At 46.9% G+C, this 17,855-nt stretch carries 17 protein-coding genes; 4 read left to right on the forward strand and 13 right to left on the reverse strand.

Annotated features, from left to right (window positions below; all coding sequences use genetic code 11):
* Positions 1-68: 68 nt before the first annotated feature.
* On the reverse strand, positions 69-443 hold the full coding sequence (locus BTR1S_RS00950) for a response regulator (protein ID WP_006639441.1): 375 nt from the start codon (positions 441-443) through the stop codon (positions 69-71).
* A 177-nt stretch (positions 444-620) separates the two neighbouring features.
* Between BTR1S_RS00950 and BTR1S_RS00955 the strand changes: the two genes are divergently transcribed.
* Complete coding sequence (locus tag BTR1S_RS00955; protein ID WP_006639442.1) at positions 621-1,151, forward strand: DUF2529 domain-containing protein; 531 nt, start codon at positions 621-623, stop codon at positions 1,149-1,151.
* Positions 1,152-1,311: 160 nt separating this feature from the next.
* Here the strand turns inward: BTR1S_RS00955 and pyrG are convergent, their stop codons facing one another.
* The 7 genes from pyrG to BTR1S_RS00990 form a co-directional block, all read right to left on the reverse strand.
* Entirely contained in the window at positions 1,312-2,919 is a 1,608-nt protein-coding gene (pyrG, locus tag BTR1S_RS00960; protein WP_006639443.1) for a CTP synthase, read from the reverse strand.
* 260 nt (positions 2,920-3,179) lie between these two features.
* Complete coding sequence (rpoE, locus tag BTR1S_RS00965) at positions 3,180-3,695, reverse strand: DNA-directed RNA polymerase subunit delta (RefSeq protein ID WP_006639444.1); 516 nt, start codon at positions 3,693-3,695, stop codon at positions 3,180-3,182.
* A 333-nt stretch (positions 3,696-4,028) separates the two neighbouring features.
* Entirely contained in the window at positions 4,029-5,168 is a 1,140-nt protein-coding gene (locus BTR1S_RS00970) for an acyl-CoA dehydrogenase (RefSeq protein WP_006639445.1), read from the reverse strand.
* A 21-nt stretch (positions 5,169-5,189) separates the two neighbouring features.
* Positions 5,190-6,320 carry an acyl-CoA dehydrogenase family protein gene (locus BTR1S_RS00975; RefSeq protein ID WP_006639446.1) on the reverse strand — a complete coding sequence of 377 codons (1,131 nt, stop codon included), beginning with the start codon at positions 6,318-6,320 and terminating at the stop codon, positions 5,190-5,192.
* A 15-nt stretch (positions 6,321-6,335) separates the two neighbouring features.
* A complete protein-coding gene (locus BTR1S_RS00980; protein WP_006639447.1) occupies positions 6,336-7,193 on the reverse strand; it encodes a 3-hydroxybutyryl-CoA dehydrogenase in 858 nt (285 codons plus the stop codon).
* Between the two features lie 15 nt (positions 7,194-7,208).
* Positions 7,209-8,387 carry an acetyl-CoA C-acetyltransferase gene (locus tag BTR1S_RS00985; RefSeq protein WP_006639448.1) on the reverse strand — a complete coding sequence of 393 codons (1,179 nt, stop codon included), beginning with the start codon at positions 8,385-8,387 and terminating at the stop codon, positions 7,209-7,211.
* An 89-nt stretch (positions 8,388-8,476) separates the two neighbouring features.
* The gene (locus BTR1S_RS00990; protein ID WP_006639449.1) at positions 8,477-10,591 is read right to left on the reverse strand and encodes a (Fe-S)-binding protein; all 2,115 of its coding nucleotides are present in this window, start codon (positions 10,589-10,591) and stop codon (positions 8,477-8,479) included.
* A gap of 133 nt (positions 10,592-10,724) precedes the next feature.
* On the opposite strand from BTR1S_RS00990, the gene cls reads away from it, so the two are divergent.
* Complete coding sequence (gene cls, locus BTR1S_RS00995) at positions 10,725-11,942, forward strand: cardiolipin synthase (RefSeq protein ID WP_051397554.1); 1,218 nt, start codon at positions 10,725-10,727, stop codon at positions 11,940-11,942.
* A gap of 83 nt (positions 11,943-12,025) precedes the next feature.
* Positions 12,026-12,298, forward strand: a complete 273-nt coding sequence (locus BTR1S_RS01000; RefSeq protein ID WP_006639451.1) for a hypothetical protein — start codon at positions 12,026-12,028, stop codon at positions 12,296-12,298.
* 34 nt (positions 12,299-12,332) lie between these two features.
* Here the strand turns inward: BTR1S_RS01000 and BTR1S_RS01005 are convergent, their stop codons facing one another.
* From BTR1S_RS01005 to speE, 5 genes are all read right to left on the reverse strand, one after another.
* Positions 12,333-12,800 carry a GNAT family N-acetyltransferase gene (locus BTR1S_RS01005; protein ID WP_006639452.1) on the reverse strand — a complete coding sequence of 156 codons (468 nt, stop codon included), beginning with the start codon at positions 12,798-12,800 and terminating at the stop codon, positions 12,333-12,335.
* 106 nt (positions 12,801-12,906) lie between these two features.
* Complete coding sequence (gene argS / locus BTR1S_RS01010) at positions 12,907-14,577, reverse strand: arginine--tRNA ligase (protein ID WP_029419646.1); 1,671 nt, start codon at positions 14,575-14,577, stop codon at positions 12,907-12,909.
* On the reverse strand, positions 14,574-15,002 hold the full coding sequence (locus BTR1S_RS01015; protein ID WP_006639454.1) for a YwiB family protein: 429 nt from the start codon (positions 15,000-15,002) through the stop codon (positions 14,574-14,576). The genes argS and BTR1S_RS01015 overlap by 4 nt, the downstream gene beginning before the upstream one ends.
* Positions 15,003-15,171: 169 nt before the next feature.
* Positions 15,172-16,044: an agmatinase gene (speB, locus tag BTR1S_RS01020; protein WP_006639455.1), complete on the reverse strand. Its 873-nt coding sequence runs from the start codon at positions 16,042-16,044 to the stop codon at positions 15,172-15,174.
* A gap of 54 nt (positions 16,045-16,098) precedes the next feature.
* Positions 16,099-16,929 carry a spermidine synthase gene (speE, locus tag BTR1S_RS01025; RefSeq protein ID WP_029419647.1) on the reverse strand — a complete coding sequence of 277 codons (831 nt, stop codon included), beginning with the start codon at positions 16,927-16,929 and terminating at the stop codon, positions 16,099-16,101.
* Positions 16,930-17,445: 516 nt separating this feature from the next.
* On the opposite strand from speE, the gene BTR1S_RS01030 reads away from it, so the two are divergent.
* Positions 17,446-17,817, forward strand: a complete 372-nt coding sequence (locus BTR1S_RS01030) for a hypothetical protein (RefSeq protein ID WP_006639457.1) — start codon at positions 17,446-17,448, stop codon at positions 17,815-17,817.
* Positions 17,818-17,855: the final 38 nt, after the last annotated feature.

Genomic DNA, 17,855 nt, shown 5'->3' on the forward strand with positions numbered 1-17,855 from the left:
AGAATAACAATTAATCGACAAATCGGCAACATCATCGCTTGTGACAACATCAAAAACTTTTTGTTCCGTCAGCCGTTTGATTTAATGGGGAGGTATGTTTTGACCGCTTCGCGAATTTCATCGATGTCAAACGGCTTGGCAAAGTGGGTCAGGGCGCCCAGCTCCTTTGATTCCTGTATCATGTCGAGCTCTCCGTAAGCCGTCATGATAATGACGCGGATGTCCGCATCTATGACTTTCATTCTTTTTAAAATTTCAATTCCATCCATACCAGGTATTTTCATGTCAAGCAAAACAAGGTCGGGCCGTTCTTTTTTGACAATGTCGAGCGCCTGAATTCCGTTTGCCGCCTGGAACGTTTGATACCCCTCTTTATTGAAAACTTCGTTCAGCAAAACCCGAATCCCGTACTGGTCATCTACAATTAAAATTTTCTCATTCATTTTTTACACCTCTATAATTATAATTTTCGCCAAAATTAAGCAGTAGTTTATCTATTCTGTTTTGATTTTCCCTTTTCCTTTAATTAAAATATTTAAGTTTGCGACATATTTAGAGGATTTTTCCCATTATTCTCTTTTGTTATATAATGAACAGACAGTAAAAAAGGAGGAGTCAGCTTGCTTAAAATTTTCACCACTCAATTGTCGGGAATCTTCAACCGGATTCAGGAAGGGGAAGCCTCATCGATCGAAGACGGCGCCCGGTTATTGGCACAGGCGGTCATCAGTGACCATTCGGTTTATGTATATGGAAAAAATGAATTGGAGGGCATTTTAAAAGAAGCGCTTTACAGTTCTGAGCCGTTTCCTTCTGTCAAACCGCTGCCTCAAGACGAAGAAAGCTGGCCGGCTTTTCAAGCGGCTGACAAAGTGCTCATGTTCTGCGCTGATTCCGCAGATGAAAAAGAGCTGAAAATGGCGGAAAAGCTGAATGAAAAAGGCATCGGACTGGTTGTCGCATCCCCTTCAGGCAAAGAAGGCGCGCCAATCGCATCATTTGCGGACGTTCATATTGATTCAAAGCTGAAAATGCCGCTTCTTCCGGATGAAGACGGAACAAGATTCGGGTTTCCGTCCCTGATGGTCGGCCTTTATATTTATCATGCCCTTTCCTTTACATTAAAGGAAATTCTTCAGGAATACCAATAAAACAGGCCGTTCCGTGGAAATAAGTTTTTTTGCCCAAGGGTAAGGCCGGCCTTATGAATATAGTATCAGTTCAGCCTGTCCTTATCAGCAGAAAGAACCGGGGATTTTAAATAAGTTGAAAAAGCCTGTCAGCTCGTTGCTGACAGGCTTTTTTACTGTTTTACAGCTTCTCGGAAGCTTTTAATGAAGCGTGCACAAAGTCTCTGAACAGCGCCTGCGGCCTTGTCGGTCTTGAAGTAAACTCAGGGTGGAACTGAGACGCGACAAACCACGGATGGTCTTTAAGCTCGATAATTTCTACGAGGCGGCCGTCAGGGCTTGTCCCTGAGAAGACAAAACCGGCTTCTTCCATCTGCTGTCTGAATTCATTGTTGAATTCGTAGCGGTGGCGGTGGCGTTCGTAGACCACTTCATTCTGGTAAGCCTCATAAGCTTTTGATCCTTCTTGAAGCTTGCATGGATATAATCCGAGGCGAAGCGTGCCCCCGAGATCTTCAATATCCTTTTGTTCAGGAAGAAGGTCAATGATCGGATATGGCGTTGAAGGATCAATTTCAGCCGAATGCGCGCCTTCAAGCCCGAGAACGTTTCTCGCATACTCGATGGATGCCACTTGCATGCCAAGGCAGATGCCGAAGAACGGAATTTTTTGTTCGCGCGCATATTTGACGGCTGCGATTTTCCCCTCAACTCCGCGGTCCCCGAATCCGCCCGGAACGAGAATGCCGTCTACATCCCGCACCAATTCGGCGATGTTTTCGTCAGTTACTTCTTCAGCGTTGATCCATTTGATCTGAATATCGGAATCAAACGCGTATCCCGCATGGCGAAGGGATTCGACCACTGAAATGTAAGCATCGGGAAGTTCGACGTATTTACCGACCAAAGCAATGGTTGCTGTTTTGGAAAGATTTTTCACCTTATTGACGAGCACTTTCCACTCTTCCATGTCGGCATCCTTGCATTCGAGCTTCAAATGGCTGCAGACCAGATCATCAAGTCCTTGTTTTTGAAGGTCTAAAGGAATGGAGTATAGCGTTTCTGCATCTCCGGCTTCAATGACGGCTTTAGGATCGATATCGCAGAACAGCGCAATTTTGTCCTTCATATCTTGGGAAATCGGCATTTCCGTTCTGACGACGATCACGTTTGGCTGAATGCCAAGGCTGCGCAGTTCTTTTACACTGTGCTGCGTCGGCTTTGTTTTCATTTCACCGGCCGCTTTCAGATACGGAACAAGTGTACAATGGATGTACATCACGTTGTCGCGCCCGATGTCGCTCTTGATTTGTCTGATCGCTTCAAGAAACGGCAATGACTCGATATCGCCGACGGTTCCGCCGATTTCCGTGATGACAACATCGGCGTTTGACTCTTTTCCGGCACGGAACACGCGGTCTTTAATTTCATTCGTGATGTGCGGAATCACCTGGACGGTGCCTCCCAGGTAATCGCCTCTGCGTTCTTTTTTCAGCACTGTAGAATAAATTTTTCCGGTTGTGACGTTGCTGTATTTATTCAAATTAATGTCGATAAAGCGTTCATAATGGCCCAAATCCAGATCGGTTTCCGCACCGTCGTCAGTCACGAATACTTCACCATGCTGATAAGGACTCATCGTACCCGGATCTACGTTGATATATGGATCAAACTTTTGAATCGTTACATTCAGACCTCTGTTTTTCAGCAGACGGCCCAATGAAGATGCCGTAATTCCTTTTCCAAGCGAGGACACGACTCCTCCAGTTACAAAAATGTATTTTGTCATAGCTTCTTTACCCCTCTCTTCAATCTAACGCTTATTCCTTAAAATGCTCTGTTTATGAAAAATCATTTAGAAAAGCTCTAAATGATTCAAATATAGTAGGAGGCGGAAAAACAAGAAAGCTCCCTTTCAATTTCTTGAAAGGGAGCTGATAGTCCGTATCACTTGAATCTCTTCTTTTTGAAGAGCCCAAAATACATACTACATAGTTCGTCTGTGAAAGTCAAGATGGATTTAAAAATGAATCTCCGCCCGGACAAATATTAATCTTCGTCTTCCTCATCTTCAAAATCCTCGTCATCATCGTCAAGGATTTCGTCTTCAAGATCGTCCAGCTCCTCATCGTCCGCTTCGTCGAGATCCTCGTATTCATCGTCAAGATCGAGATCCTCTTCTACGTCATCAAGAAGAATATCGTCTTCATCAACCTCTTCAAATTCATCGAGATCAAGATCGTCTTCAACGGCTTTTTTCGCTTTTTTCTTTTTGGCCTTTACGGTCGGCTGTGTTTCTTCATCAAGCTGATCATACGGGTACCAGCTGCGGAGCCCCCATGTTTGATCAGACAGCGCCAAAAAGCGGCCGTCGATATTTAAATCGGTGTAGAACTGGACAATGCGGTCTTCCATCTCTTCTTTCCTTACTCCAAGTAAAGAAGAAATTTTATCTGTAAGCTCCTGGAATGTAATCGATTTTTTTTGGTCTGAGAAAATTTCGTATGCGATTTCAACTAAAGCCATTTCCTTTAGCTGCTCCTCTGAGTATTGTTTCAAACTCATCGCCAGACACTCCCTTTCTATCTTCATGTATGTATCTACTATCTTTGTATAGAAAATAAGCATGTGTTTCCTGTCTTTACGACAAACCATACCTCTCATTATAAACAAAAGAAAACAGTTTATGCTACCTTTATTGCCGTTAATTCAATAATTTTTACCACGCAATAAAGGAAGTGGTGCAGGTATAAGGCTGGAGGCTAAAAAAGACTTAAGAAGCAGGCTGTTTGAAAGGAGATCCGCATGCAAAAGAAGCCGGCGGTTTGGTGGACCTGTCCGCCGGCTTTTCCTGCCGCCAGGCGTTCTCTCAAGCGGCATGCTTTGTTTTCCATTGAATCATTTCAACAGCATTCTGGAGATGACGATTCGCTGGATTTCCTGTGTTCCTTCATAAATCTGGGTAATCTTCGCATCGCGCATATAGCGCTCGACAGGGTATTCCTTTGTATAGCCGTATCCGCCAAAAATCTGAACAGCCTCTGTCGTCACCCTCATGGCCGTATCTCCTGCATAAAGCTTTGACATGGCCGATGCTTTTCCATAAGGCAGGCCTTCTGATTCCAGCCAGGCCGCCTGATAGGTTAAGAGCCTGGCAGCTTCGATTTCCGTCGCCATATCCGCCAGCTTAAAGCTGATGCCCTGCTGTTCGACGATCGGCTTGCCGAATTGCTTTCTTTCCTTTGCGTATGCCGTTGCAGCCTCAAACGCGCCCTGCGCAATGCCGACAGCTTGGGCAGCTATCCCGTTTCTGCCGCCATCAAGCGTCATCATCGCGATTTTAAAGCCCTCTCCCTCTTCACCGAGCCTGTTTTTCAAGGGTACGCGGCAGTTTTCGAATATAATCTCCGTCGTTGGAGACGAACGGATGCCGAGCTTTTTTTCTTTCTTCCCGACGGTAAATCCAGGGAATTCCTTTTCGATAATAAAAGCCGTTGCCCCACTATGCTTTTTTTCAGGATCAAGAGCAGCGAACACGATATAAAAATCGGCGATTCCGCCGTTTGTAATAAAGACTTTCGTTCCATTTAAAATGTATTCATCCCCATCTTTTACAGCGGTCGTTTTCATTCCGCCCGCATCAGAGCCTGAGCCCGGTTCGGTTAATCCGTAGGCTCCGAGCTTTTTCCCAAGGGCCATCGGTTTTAAATATTTTTGCTTTTGCTCTTCAATTCCGAAGGCATAAATGGGCCAGCATGCCAGCGATGTATGGGCGGACAGCGTGACGCCGGTTGACGCGCAGACCTTTGAGAGCTCTTCGACCGCAATCACATATGCCAAATAATCGCTGCCGATTCCGCCGTACGTTTCAGGCCATGGAATCCCCGTCAATCCCAAATCGGCCATTTTCGCAAACAGTTCTTTATCAAAACGTTCTTCTTCATCCCGCTCCCTCGCTGTCGGCTCAACCTCATGCTTCGCAAAATCGCGGACCATTTTCTGAATCATTTGATGTTCCTCAGACAGATTAAAATTCATATCTTGCTCCCTCCTGGCGCCTTATACATGCTTGCTGATGACAATTCGCTGGATTTCGCTTGTACCTTCATAGATTTCGCATACTTTTGCGTCCCTGAAATACCGTTCAGCATTAAAATCTTTTGTGTAGCCGAAGTCTCCAAGCAGCTGAACTGCCTCAGCCGCCACGAACATCGCCGTTTCTGAAGCAAACAGCTTGGCCATCGATGCCGCTTTTCCGGTCTTCATGCCCTGCTCCTTCAATGATGCCGCTTTATAGACGAGAAGCTTTGCCGCCTCGACCCTTGTCGCCATATCGGCCAGTTTGAAGGCAAGCCCCTGCCGGCTGTTATTCAGCTCTCCGTTCGGATAGCGTTTTTTCAAAAAAGCGGAAGCCTCAGAAAATGCGCCTTCGGCAATCCCGAGAGCCTGCGCGGCAATTCCGATTCTGCCGGTATCAAGGTTTGACAATGCCATCTTGAACCCTTTGCCCTCTTCTCCGAGCAGCTGTCCTGATGGAATGACGGCGTTGTCAAAATTCAAGGTGACCGTTTGTGAACCGTGCAGCCCCATCTTTTCCTCATTTTTTCCGATGTGGAAGCCCGGTGTGCCTTTTTCCACGATAAAAGCCGATATGCCCCTCGTTCCCGCTTCAGGATTTGTTGAAGCAAATACGAGATAGACATCCGCTTCTCCTCCGTTTGTGATAAAGACCTTTGTGCCGTTTAAAACGTACACATCCCCGCGTTTTTCCGCTTTCGTTTTGAGGCTTCCCGCATCAGAGCCCGAGCTTGGCTCTGTTAAACAAAAGGCCCCCAGGCATTGTCCTGCCGCAAGCTTTTTAACGTAGCGCTCTTTTTGTTGATCATTTCCGTATAATAGAATCGGAATCGTGACAATTGACGTGTGAACAGATAAAATCGCACCCAACACCGCACTTGTCTTAGACAGCTCATGAATCGTTATAATATAAGAAATAAAATCCTTTTCAGCCCCGCCGTATCCGGCAGGAATCGGCAGTCCCATCCAGCCGCGTTCCGCCATTTTCTTTATAATGGCGGTTGGAAAATTCCCTTTTTCCATTTCCGGCACTAAGGGCGCTGCCTCCTGTTCGGCAAACTGTCTGACCTGCTTCTGCATGCGCCTTTGTTCGGCTGTAAAATGAAGGTTCAATATCGTCCCTCCTGTTCAATTGCCACCGTACGTATAAAACCCTTTGCCCGTTTTCTTCCCGAGTCTGCCCGCGCTGACATATTGCCTCAGAAGCGGACACGGTCTGTATTTGTCATCGCCGAAGCCTCTGTGCAGCGTTTCCATAATATACAGGCACGTATCAAGGCCGATCAGGTCTGCCAAAGCGAGCGGCCCCATCGGATGGTTCATTCCGAGCTTCATGATTCCATCAATGCTTTCCTTTTCCGCAACCCCTTCATATAAGGCAAAAACGGCTTCATTGATCATCGGCATCAAAATACGGTTTGAGATAAATCCGGGGAAATCGTGGACTTCAATCGGAACTTTGTCGAGCCTTTCAGCCACGGTAACGACGGCGTCATAGGTTTGATCGCTCGTCTCAAGCCCCCTGATAACCTCGACAAGCTGCATGACGGGCACCGGGTTCATAAAATGCATGCCGATGACGTTTTGCGGTTTTTTTGTAACGGAAGCAAGCTCTGTAATCGACAAGGAGGATGTATTGGATGCCAATATGGCTCCTTCTTCAGTCTGTTCATCCAAACGCTTGAAGATGTCTTTTTTGACGTCCATATTTTCGATAGCGGCTTCAATGATCAGGAATGCCCCTCCTGCGTCTTCAAGCGATGCCGACGGAGACAGACGCTGATAAATTCGCTTTACGTCTTGATGAGGCATCCTTCCTTTTTCCGCCTGTTTGACAAGCTGGCCGGAAATCCGTTTCATCCCTTTTTGAATTTGATCATCTGATACATCATACATGTATACATTGTAGCCGGACTGCGCGCAGACCTGTGCGATCCCCGATCCCATTTGGCCTGCGCCGATGACCATAATCGTGTCTTCCCTCATATGATACTCCCCCTTTTATACTTGAATCATGACGGCATCTCCCTGGCCGCCCCCGCTGCAAATCGCCGCAATGCCTGTGCCGCCTCCGCGCCGCCTTAATTCATACATGAGCGTCAATATGATTCTTGCACCGCTGGCGCCGATCGGATGGCCGAGCGCGATCGCGCCGCCGTTGACATTGACCTTATCCATATCAAGCCCCGCGATTTGCCCGCTTGCCAAAGCGACGGCCGCAAAGGCTTCATTAATTTCAAACAGGCTGATATCGGAAAGCTCTGCTCCTGTTTTTTTCAGCAGTTCATTGATGACAAGTCCGGGCGTTTTTGGAAAGTCTTTTGCTTCAACAGCGATAGAGGCATGGGCCTTCATCACGGCGGCGGGCTTCAAATTCATCGCTTTGGCCTTTTGATCGCTCATGATGACGAAGGCACATGCGCCGTCATTCACACCAGGGGCGTTGCCCGCCGTAATCGTACCATCATGATCAAAGACGGGCGCCAGCATGGACAGGCGTTCAAACGATGTATCCCTTCGCGGGGCTTCATCCTGGTCCACTGTCAGCTCTCCGCCCCTTTGTTGCGGAATCTTCACAGGAACAATCTCTTCCCCAAGCGCCCCTGAGGCAGCGGCCCTGACCGCCCGCATATGGCTTCTGAGCGCCCAGCGGTCTTGCTCTTCCCTCGTAATCTGCAATTCTTTTGCCGCAGCATTTCCATATGATCCCATATGCGCACCTGTAAATGAGCAGGTCAATCCGTCCATGATCATCAGGTCCTTAACCGATCCATCCCCCATTCGCAAGCCCCATCTCGCTTTTTTGAGGATATAAGGGGCATTGGACATCGATTCCATCCCGCCCGCGGCAATGACGTCTGCGTCGCCGGCGCGGATGATTTGATCCGCGATCGTTACGCTTCTTAACCCGGATGCACATACTTTATTGATCGTTTCCGTTTTGACATCCCACGGCAGCCCCGCATGCCGTGCCGCCTGCCTTGACGGCAGCTGTCCCTGGCCTCCTTGCAGAACGCTCCCCATGATGACTTCATCAATATCCTCAGGACTGACTCCCGACCGTTTCAACGCCTCTTTTAGGGCAATGCCTCCAAGTTCTGATGCCGTTTTCGCCTGAAGCGCTCCTCCCAGTTTTCCGAAAGGCGTTCGCGCCCCATCGATGATAACCGTTTTGACCATTTCTCCCTCTCCCCCGCATCTGTCGTTTGAATGGTGAAAAAGAAGGCGGAGATCCAGCTCACACCTTCTTTTTAAACCTGAAGCATACCTTATGAAGCATGCTCCTTCTCTTCCGCGCCAAATACGGCGCGTTCAAGCAGTTCGGCCACGTCGTATGTGCCGATTTGATCATCCAGCTCCTTTGCTTTCGTTCCGTCGCCAAGCATCGTAAGGCAGTACGGACACCCCGAGCTGATGACCGAAGGGCCGGTAAGCAGCGCCTGTTCTGTTCTGGCCACATTGATCCTTGTTCCCGTCTCCTCCTCCATCCACATGAGGCCGCCCCCGGCTCCGCAGCACATCCCGTTTTCCCGGCTCCGTTCCATTTCGACTAAGCGTACGCCCGGTATTGAACGGAGGATCTCACGCGGAGGATCATACACTTCGTTATAGCGGCCCAAATAGCATGAATCATGGAAAGTGACCGTTTCATCAACCGGAAACTCCGGTTTAAGCCTCCCGTCCTTAATAAGACCTGCCAGAACTTCTGTATGATGATAAACATCCGCTTCAAGACCAAAATCAGGATATTCATTTTTAAACACATTGTATGCATGAGGATCGATCGTTACAATTTTTCGAACATCGTTTTTCTCAAATTCTTCAATGTTTTTCGCCGCAAGCTCCTGAAATAAAAATTCATTGCCGAGCCGCCTCGGGGTATCGCCTGAATTCTTTTCTTTATTTCCTAAAATCGCAAATGTGACGCCTGCTTGATTGAGAAGGCGGGCAAAAGCCATCGCGATTTTTTGGCTTCTTCTGTCATACGAACCCATTGAGCCGACCCAAAACAAATATTCAAATGATGCGCCTTTTTTCTTCATTTCCTTTACCGTCGGCACCTCGACATCCTCTCTTATATCACGCCAGTTTTCACGTTCTTTTCTGTTTAATCCCCAAGGGTTGCCTTGTCTTTCAATGCTCGTCATGGCGCGCTGGGCATCGGTGTCCATTTTTCCTTCCGTCAGCACGAGATAGCGGCGGAGATCAATGATCTTGTCGACATGTTCATTCATGACCGGACACTGGTCTTCGCAATTCCGGCAGGTCGTACAGGCCCAAATTTCTTCTTCGGTAATGATGTCACCGATTAAGCTTGGATTGTAGATCTCTGAAGCGGCCGCTTCCCTTGACCCTTCTCCCCCGGCGGCCAGCGCCAGCTGATTTCCCTTTGTATGCCGAAAAAGCGGCGCCGGAACCCAAGGCGTTTTTGAAGTCACTGCTGCTCCCTTTTCCGTTAAATGGTCTCTGAGCCGCAATATCAGGTCCATCGGCGAAAGCATTTTTCCAGTGCCTGTTGCCGGGCACATATTTGTACAACGGCCGCATTCCACACATGCATAAAGATCGATCAGCTGGGACTGCCTGAATTCTTCAATGCGTCCGACTCCGAATGTCTCTTTTGATTCATCTTCAAAATCGATCTTTTCAAGTTTTCCCGGGTTTGTCAGCCGGCTGAAAAAGACGTTTGCTGGTCCGGCGATCAAATGGGCATGCTTGGACTGGGGAACATAGACCAAAAACGTCAGCAAAATCAAAAGGTGCGCCCACCACGCCGCATAGAAAACGGCTCCTGCCGCGGTTTCACCCATAAAGCCAAATACGTATGCGGCCAGAGAGGCCGTCGGTTCAGTCCATGACAGCGAATGCCCGCGCCAGATAATATTCATCCCGTTCCCAAGCAGGACGGTGAACATCAATCCACCGATCAAAAGCAGGACGATGCCCGATTTGAAGTTGCGTTTCAACCTGACGAGCTTTTCAATATACCGCCTGTAGAAAGCCCAGCCGACCGCGAGCAGGATCAAAAGCGTCACGATTTCCTGAAAAAACGTAAACACCGGATATCCTTTTCCGAGAGGCAGCCCTCTGCCAGGCAAAAGCCCTTTGATAATAAAATCGAGCGCTCCAAACTGGACGAGAATAAAACCATAAAAAAAGATCACGTGAATGATTCCGCTCTTTTTATCTTTGAGCAGCTTTTTTTGCCCGAACACATTCTCCCATATTCTTTGAAGCCGTTCTTTAATCCGTTTATCAAACACTTCTTTTTGCCCGAGCCTGATATAGCTGATTCTCGTTCTGACCAGATAGATGAACAGATAAACGGCGTAAGCGGTTACACCAAGAAATGCAATGAAATTCAACCACAGCAAAAAACTCACCACCAGCTCCCCCTTTCATTTCCGTAACCTGATCTCCCCTAAATGAATACCCCGTCTGTCTATCTTTATCTTAAATAATGAATGAGCGTTCAGTCAATGCTTTTTCATAAATCTTGCAATTGGGGAGACACTAATGTGTACACGCAAAAAGGGAGTGTCTTCAGTGGTTCCGCTTATGATCATTCTGTTGATTATCACGCTGCTTGTGCTTGATTTTTATTTCGGACGCAAAGCTTTTCAAAAAAAAGCTTATGAACCCGTTTTTCCCGAGAAAAAAAGCGACATTGAACTGATTCATAATGGAGAAGATCTGTGTGAGCGGATCATGGACGATATACGCCAAGCCGCTTCATCTGTCCATGTCATGTTTTATATTATTAAGCATGATGACATCAGCCTTGAATTTCTGAACGTGCTAAAAGACAAAGCAGAAGCCGGCGTATCCGTCTACTTGCTGATCGACCGGATCGGCGCCATGAAAGTGAAGCGAAACATCTTGCGAAGCTTAGAAGAAAGCGGGGCGCACGTTCACTTTACAAACCGTCCCTCATTTCCATTTTTCTTTTATCGGCTGAACGCCAGGAATCATCGAAAAGCAGCGGTGATCGACGGAAAGATAGGCTATGTGGGCGGCTTTAACATTGCGATGGAATACCTTGGAAAGAAAGCGGAATTCGGGCCGTGGAAGGATTATCATTTGCGGATGACAGGCGAGGGTGTCGCTGATTTGCAGCACGTTTTTTTAACGGATGTAAAAAGAGAAGCGCCTGAGGCAAAGCCGAAAAGCGATGTATTTCCCCCTTTGCATAAAGGGTCTGTCACTCATACCATGCATGCCACCAGAGGTTTTACACTTGAGGAAAAATACGTTTCATTTATTGACCAGGCAAAAGAAAGAATCATGATTTGCACACCTTATTACATTCCGAGCCAAGCCCTGCAGCAAGCAGTGTTATCAGCGAGAAAGCGGGGCGTGATCGTGTCGATCCTTATTCCGATGAAAGCTGATCATCCGCTTGTCAAAGAAGCGGCCTTTACGTATTTCAATGCCCTTTTGGAAGCAGGCTGTTTTATTTATCGGTATTACAGGGGTTTTTACCACGCCAAAGCCTTGATTGTCGATGATCGGCACGCGATGATCGGGACTTCGAATTTTGATAATCGAAGCTTGTTTTTAAATGATGAAATGAACGTGATCATCCATGATAAAGAATGGACGAAGCAATTTTTGCATGTTGTCAAGGAAAGCGTCGAACATTCCGAGCTTCTGACAAGGGAGCGGTATGCAAGGCGCCCGCTTTTACAGCGGCCTGTCGAATGGCTGGCAAGGTCGGTTGCTTATTTTTTGTAATCACATTGTCATGTTTACCATATCAGCACCGCGGGTAACAATTCACCAAAGTGGATATTTGATTACATATGGAGGGATGTACTATGAATACAGCAGAGTCTATCAAACTGCGCGCGCAGTCCATGACCTTGAAAAACCTGATCGAGCTGTACCGCCTTTGCCGTTCAGCCAAACATCAGCTTTATATATGTTCCAAAAAAACGATGTGTAAAATTAAAGATTTGATCGAACTGGAAATGTTCAGGATGGCCAATTGGGAAAAAGAATGCCTTATTGTGATTGAAGGGAAAGAAGCGGGGACTTTAGTTCAAAAAGCGAGGTCAATTATTTCTAATAGCAGGGCAGGGACTCAGTAAGGAAGGGCTGCCCCCTTCCCATTCCTCTGATTTTTTATAGCCCGTAGCTTTTCTCGACCGCTTCCATATTCAATTTTCTCATCAGCAGCTTCTGATGATGCTCAGGTCTTTCAAATCCGTATTGTTCATAAAGACCGTGCGCATCATCAGTCGCCAGCATCAGGCATACGCCGCCGAGCTTCGGGTGGCTCACGATCGCTTCAACAAGCTTCTTCCCCAGGGAACGGCCCCGGTATTCAGGAAAAATAAAGACGTCGCACACCCAGCCGAAGCGGACAAAGTCCGTGATCACCCTGGCGAATCCGGCCTGCTTCCCGTCATCTGCATACAATCCGATACAAAGCGGCGCATTCCGAATCATTTCGTTGACAAGCTCCTGTTTGATCCCTTTTGCCCAATACGATTGCTCGCTTAAGAAATGGTGGATGCGTTCAATATTAAGTTTCTTTTTATTTGTCGAAATAAAAAACCCGTTGCCTACATCGATGTGTTCTGTCTCCATCATTGCCGCCTCCTTTGCTTGATTCCCTTTACCATACCATGAAATTTCAAGTCATATGCTGCAAAACATAAAAAATCCCTTATCCAAAAGATAAGGGATTTTTTGTTTACATTTTTTCAGGCGCGGAAACGCCGATTAGTTTAAGCGCGTTATTGAGGGTGATCTGCGTTGCTTTCATCAAGGATAAACGCGCACGGCTTTTTTCTTCATCTGCCGGATCGAGCACTTTCTCGGCATTGTAAAAGCTGTGGAGCACGGATGCCAGTTCAAATATATAATTTGTGATGCGGTGAGGTATCCGTTTTTGAGCGGCATCGGCGACAGCCTCAGGGAAAGTGCCGATCACTTTTAGTACATCATATTCTTTTTCAGAGGATATCTTTTCCAGTTCAAGATTCCCTCCTGGCAGAAGCCCTTTTTCTTCTCCTTGACGCAGCATGCTGCAGATTCTCGCATGTGCATATTGCGCGTAGTATACCGGATTCTCGTTTGATGAAGAAACGGCAAGGTCCAGGTCAAAGTCCATGTGTGTGTCGGCGCTGCGCATCGCAAAGAAATAGCGGACCGCGTCAAGGCCGACCTCATCGATCAAGTCACGCATCGTCACGGCTTTGCCCGTTCTTTTGCTCATCTTCATTTTTTCGCCGTTTTTGTAAAGGTGCACAAGCTGGATGATCTCGACCTCAAGCGTTTCTTTATCATAGCCGAGCGCTTCAATGGCCGCCTTCATGCGCGGAATATAGCCGTGATGATCCGCGCCCCATACGTTGATCAATTTTTGAAAACCGCGGTCAAGCTTGTCTTTATGATAGGCGATGTCCGGCAGGAGGTATGTGTAGGAACCGTCGTTTTTAATCAGCACGCGGTCTTTGTCATCGCCAAATGCCGTTGATCTGAACCATGTCGCCCCGTCCTCTTCATAGATATGCCCTTTTTCACGAAGCGTTTCAAGCGCCTTATCGATTTTTCCGTTTTGGTAAAGCGAGGTCTCGGAATACCAGACATCAAACGGGACCCGGAAATTCTCGAGATCTTCGCGGAGCTTGCCCAATTCGTATTTGAGGCCGTACTCGCGGAAAAAGGCAAGGCGCTCGCTTTCTTCTTCATGAATAAAGCGGTCGCCGAACTCTTCGGCGAGCTTGCGGCCGATTTCTTTAATGTCCTCGCCGCGGTATCCGTCTTCAGGCATCGGCTTTTCCTTGCCGAGCGCCTCAAAATAACGGACTTCGACGGAAAGTGCGAGGTTGTTGATTTGATTGCCGGCATCATTGATATAATATTCGCGGCTTACATCATAGCCCGCTTTTTCAAGTATGTTGCACAGGGAATCACCGACTGCGGCGCCGCGGGCATGTCCCAGATGAAGGTCTCCTGTCGGGTTTGCCGACACAAATTCAACCTGAACGCGCTCTCCGGCGCCGACATTCGTTTCGCCGTACGCTTCTCCGGCTTCAAGCACGGCGGGGATGAGCTTTGTTAAATATTGATTATCCATGTAAAAGTTGATGAATCCCGGCCCCGCAATATCAAGCTTATCAATTGACGCTTTTCCTTTATCAAAGGAAGCGACAATGTCCTCCGCAATGCTGCGCGGCGCTTTTTTCGCGATTCTTGCCAGCTGCATCGCCATATTTGTCGAGTAATCGCCGTGGGCTTTATCTTTCGGCACTTCCAACACGACTTCCGGAATATCCGCCGCCTCAGCCAGCCCGGCTTTTATGACCGCCTCTTTGATTTCCTGCTTCAGCACATCCTTCATCTGTTCGACTATATTCATAAATCATGTCCTCCTCTATACGAAATCGACATTTTATGTAAGTGCTTTTGATCATCGCTTACAAGCATATCGTAGACAATATTGATATTTCCGTTTAACGGCTGGTGATTGACCGATATATCCTTTGTGTTAACCCCCAGTTCGAGCCTTCCGAATGGCATTTTATAATGGGTGACCGTACGGCTTCCCCGTATAAAACGCTGCTTCATTTCAATCGCGCCGGAACGCATGACCAATACCTCATTTTCACTTGCTTTAACAATGGTTTTGACCTTGCCGGCCTCATGCTCTTCATGATAGGAAAGGTATACTTTATCTTTTTTCATATAATAAAATCCGGTTGTCCGGAATTCAATCGTTTCCAAGTCTGATCCTTCCTGGATAACAGATTTCACATGAATCTTTACGGGTGTCTCCCGATCCATTCCGACACATCCTTTTTCATTCGGATTTGACTTGATTAGTATAATCATTCAAGGATAAAAGTTCAACCGCTGTCCCCTTATATACATCTTAACAGAACAGCGCTTAATATAAACACTTTTTAAAGAAATCGTCAATTATAAAAAGCTGTCCGAAAATGGACAGCTTGACTTATTTTACCCAGCCGAGCAGCATTTCGCGAATCAGCTTGCTCGCCGTATTCGCCGTCTGCTCAGAATGGTCGTACACCGGCGCCACTTCCACAAGATCCGCCCCGGCGACTTTCACATCAGAACGGGCAATCTCATGGATGGATGCAAGCAGTTCTTTCGATGTGATGCCTCCGGCGTCAACCGTGCCCGTTCCAGGCGCATGAGCCGGATCAAGGACATCGATATCGATCGTCACATAGACCGGACGGCGGGCGAGCTTAGGAAGGATTTGCCGGAGCGGTTCGAGCACTTCAAACTTGGAAATGTGCATGCCGTTTTCTTTCGCCCATTCAAACTCTTCTTTCATGCCTGAGCGGATTCCGAATGAAAAGACATTTTCCGGACCGATCAATTCCGCCGCTTTGCGGATCGGCGTTGAATGCGAGAGCGGCTCCCCTTCGTAATCGACGCGGAGATCTGTGTGCGCATCCATATGGATGATGGCCAGATCCGGATATTTTTTATACATCGCTTTAATGACAGGCCAAGAAACAAGGTGCTCCCCGCCCATCCCGAGCGGAAATTTCCCCTTTTCCAAAATGCTGTCGACAAATTCTTCGATCATATCAAGACTGCGCTGAGGATTGCCAAAAGGCAGGGGAATGTCGCCCGCGTCAAAAAAGCGGACGTCCTCAAGCTCCCTGTCCAAATAAGGGCTGTATTCTTCAAGCCCGATGGACACCTCGCGGATTCGCGCCGGACCGAAACGGGAGCCGGGACGGTAGCTGACCGTCCAGTCCATCGGCATGCCGTACAGAATGGCCTCGGCATCCTCCCAATCCGGGCGGCTTGCGATAAATACCTTTCCGGAATATGCTTCATCAAATCTCATGTTCCATAAACCTCCTGAAAAAAAGCGCAGAATCTCATCCTGCGCATCGGCTTTTTATTTGATTAAATCGCTGACGAATTTCGGAAGCACGAATGCCGCCTTATGAATATCTTTTGTATAGTATTTCGTATCGACGTCAAAGAAGCGGCTCTCCTCCACTTCAAGAGGATCGTATGTTTTCGATCCGATTGTAAACGTCCACAGACCGCTTGGATATGTCGGGATATTTGCCAAATACAGCCTTGTAATCGGGAAGATCTCCTTCACATCGCGCTGAACGTTTGTAATCAGCTCAGGCGTAAACCAAGGGTTGTCCGTTTGGGCGACAAAGATGCCGTCTTCTTTCAGCGCTTTGGAAATTCCAGCGTAAAAGCCTTTCGTGAACAGGTTGACGGCCGGACCTACAGGCTCTGTGGAGTCAACCATAATAACATCATACTCGTTCTCAGATTCGGCGATGTGCATGAAGCCGTCGCCGACTTTCACTTCGACGCGCGGATCATCAAGCTTGCCCGCGATTGCCGGAAGAAATTTCTTCGAGTATTCGATGACCTTTCCGTCGATATCGACAAGCGTAGCTTTTTTTACGCTCGGATGCTTCAAAATTTCGCGGATGACGCCGCCGTCGCCGCCGCCGACGACAAGCACCTGCTCCGGGTTCGGATGCGTAAACAGCGGAACATGAGCTACCATTTCATGATAAACGAACTCATCTTTTTCAGATGTCATGACCATGCCGTCCAAAAACAGCATGTTTCCGAATTCTTCAGTTTCCGCCATTTCAAGCTTTTGGAATTCGGTCTGCTCTGTATGTAAAGTCTTGTTGATTTTCATTGTAATGCCAAAATTCTTCGTTTGCTTTTCTGTATACCAAAGTCCGCTCAAAGCTTCATCTTCCTTTCAATATGAGCTGTATTCCCATCTATTTTTCTCGTCTCTGGCGACGATTATTCTGCAAGCAGGATCGGCTTTTGCCTAAAGAAAAAGTATAGAGGAGTTAAAGGAAATTGTAAAGACGGCTCTTCAGGTGAAGCGGCGAAAACCGTTTGAAATTTTCAAGTAAATAAAAACAGCTTCTATAAAGAAATTTCCGAAAAATTCAAATTGAATAAATTCCCTTAATATAATTTAAAGTATTCACATTGGATAATTTTTCTTTTATAATAATCAAGCTTATTTCCTTTGGGAATAAAAAATATCCTTATTATGCTTACTTTTAATCAAATCTGATTTTTCTAGTTTCAAAAAGGGATTAAGACCTGTGCAGCTATTTGATAATTAGTTGCATGCAATAAAATTCCATTAAAAGATAATTTATCGATATTTTTCCTTAAAATACTTTACTTTTTACCTATAAAGGAATAATATGAGAAAGTATTTTAAAGAAAGGAAGGGATTATATTGAAAAAAGTTTTTATGATAGTCGCTTTAGCCGTCATGGTTATTGCACCTATCAGCGCATCAGCTGCTACTTGGTATAAGAAAAATGTCACACTGCCACGAACAGGAGATTGGGATACGGTAGGCAGAAAAGCTGTTTCTAATACTCAAGGAACGTTTGTTAGTAAGAATAGTCATAAGGTGTACTCTTGGATTGAAGTGCATGCTACCGATAAACAAGTAGGGCCGGACAGGACATGGGATGGCGGGGAAAAACATCCCCACGCCCAATATCATTATACTGGATTAAAAGGTGCTAAATTGCATGCGTCCTTTAAAACAACATGGATAAACTACTTCACGACAACTGCACATGTTGAATGGGCTCCTTAAAAATACAAAGTGGTGAGAAAGCGCTGTTCCAGCAGCGT

The organism is Bacillus sonorensis NBRC 101234 = KCTC 13918, from assembly GCF_001592005.1.
Taxonomy (GTDB): domain Bacteria; phylum Bacillota; class Bacilli; order Bacillales; family Bacillaceae; genus Bacillus; species Bacillus sonorensis.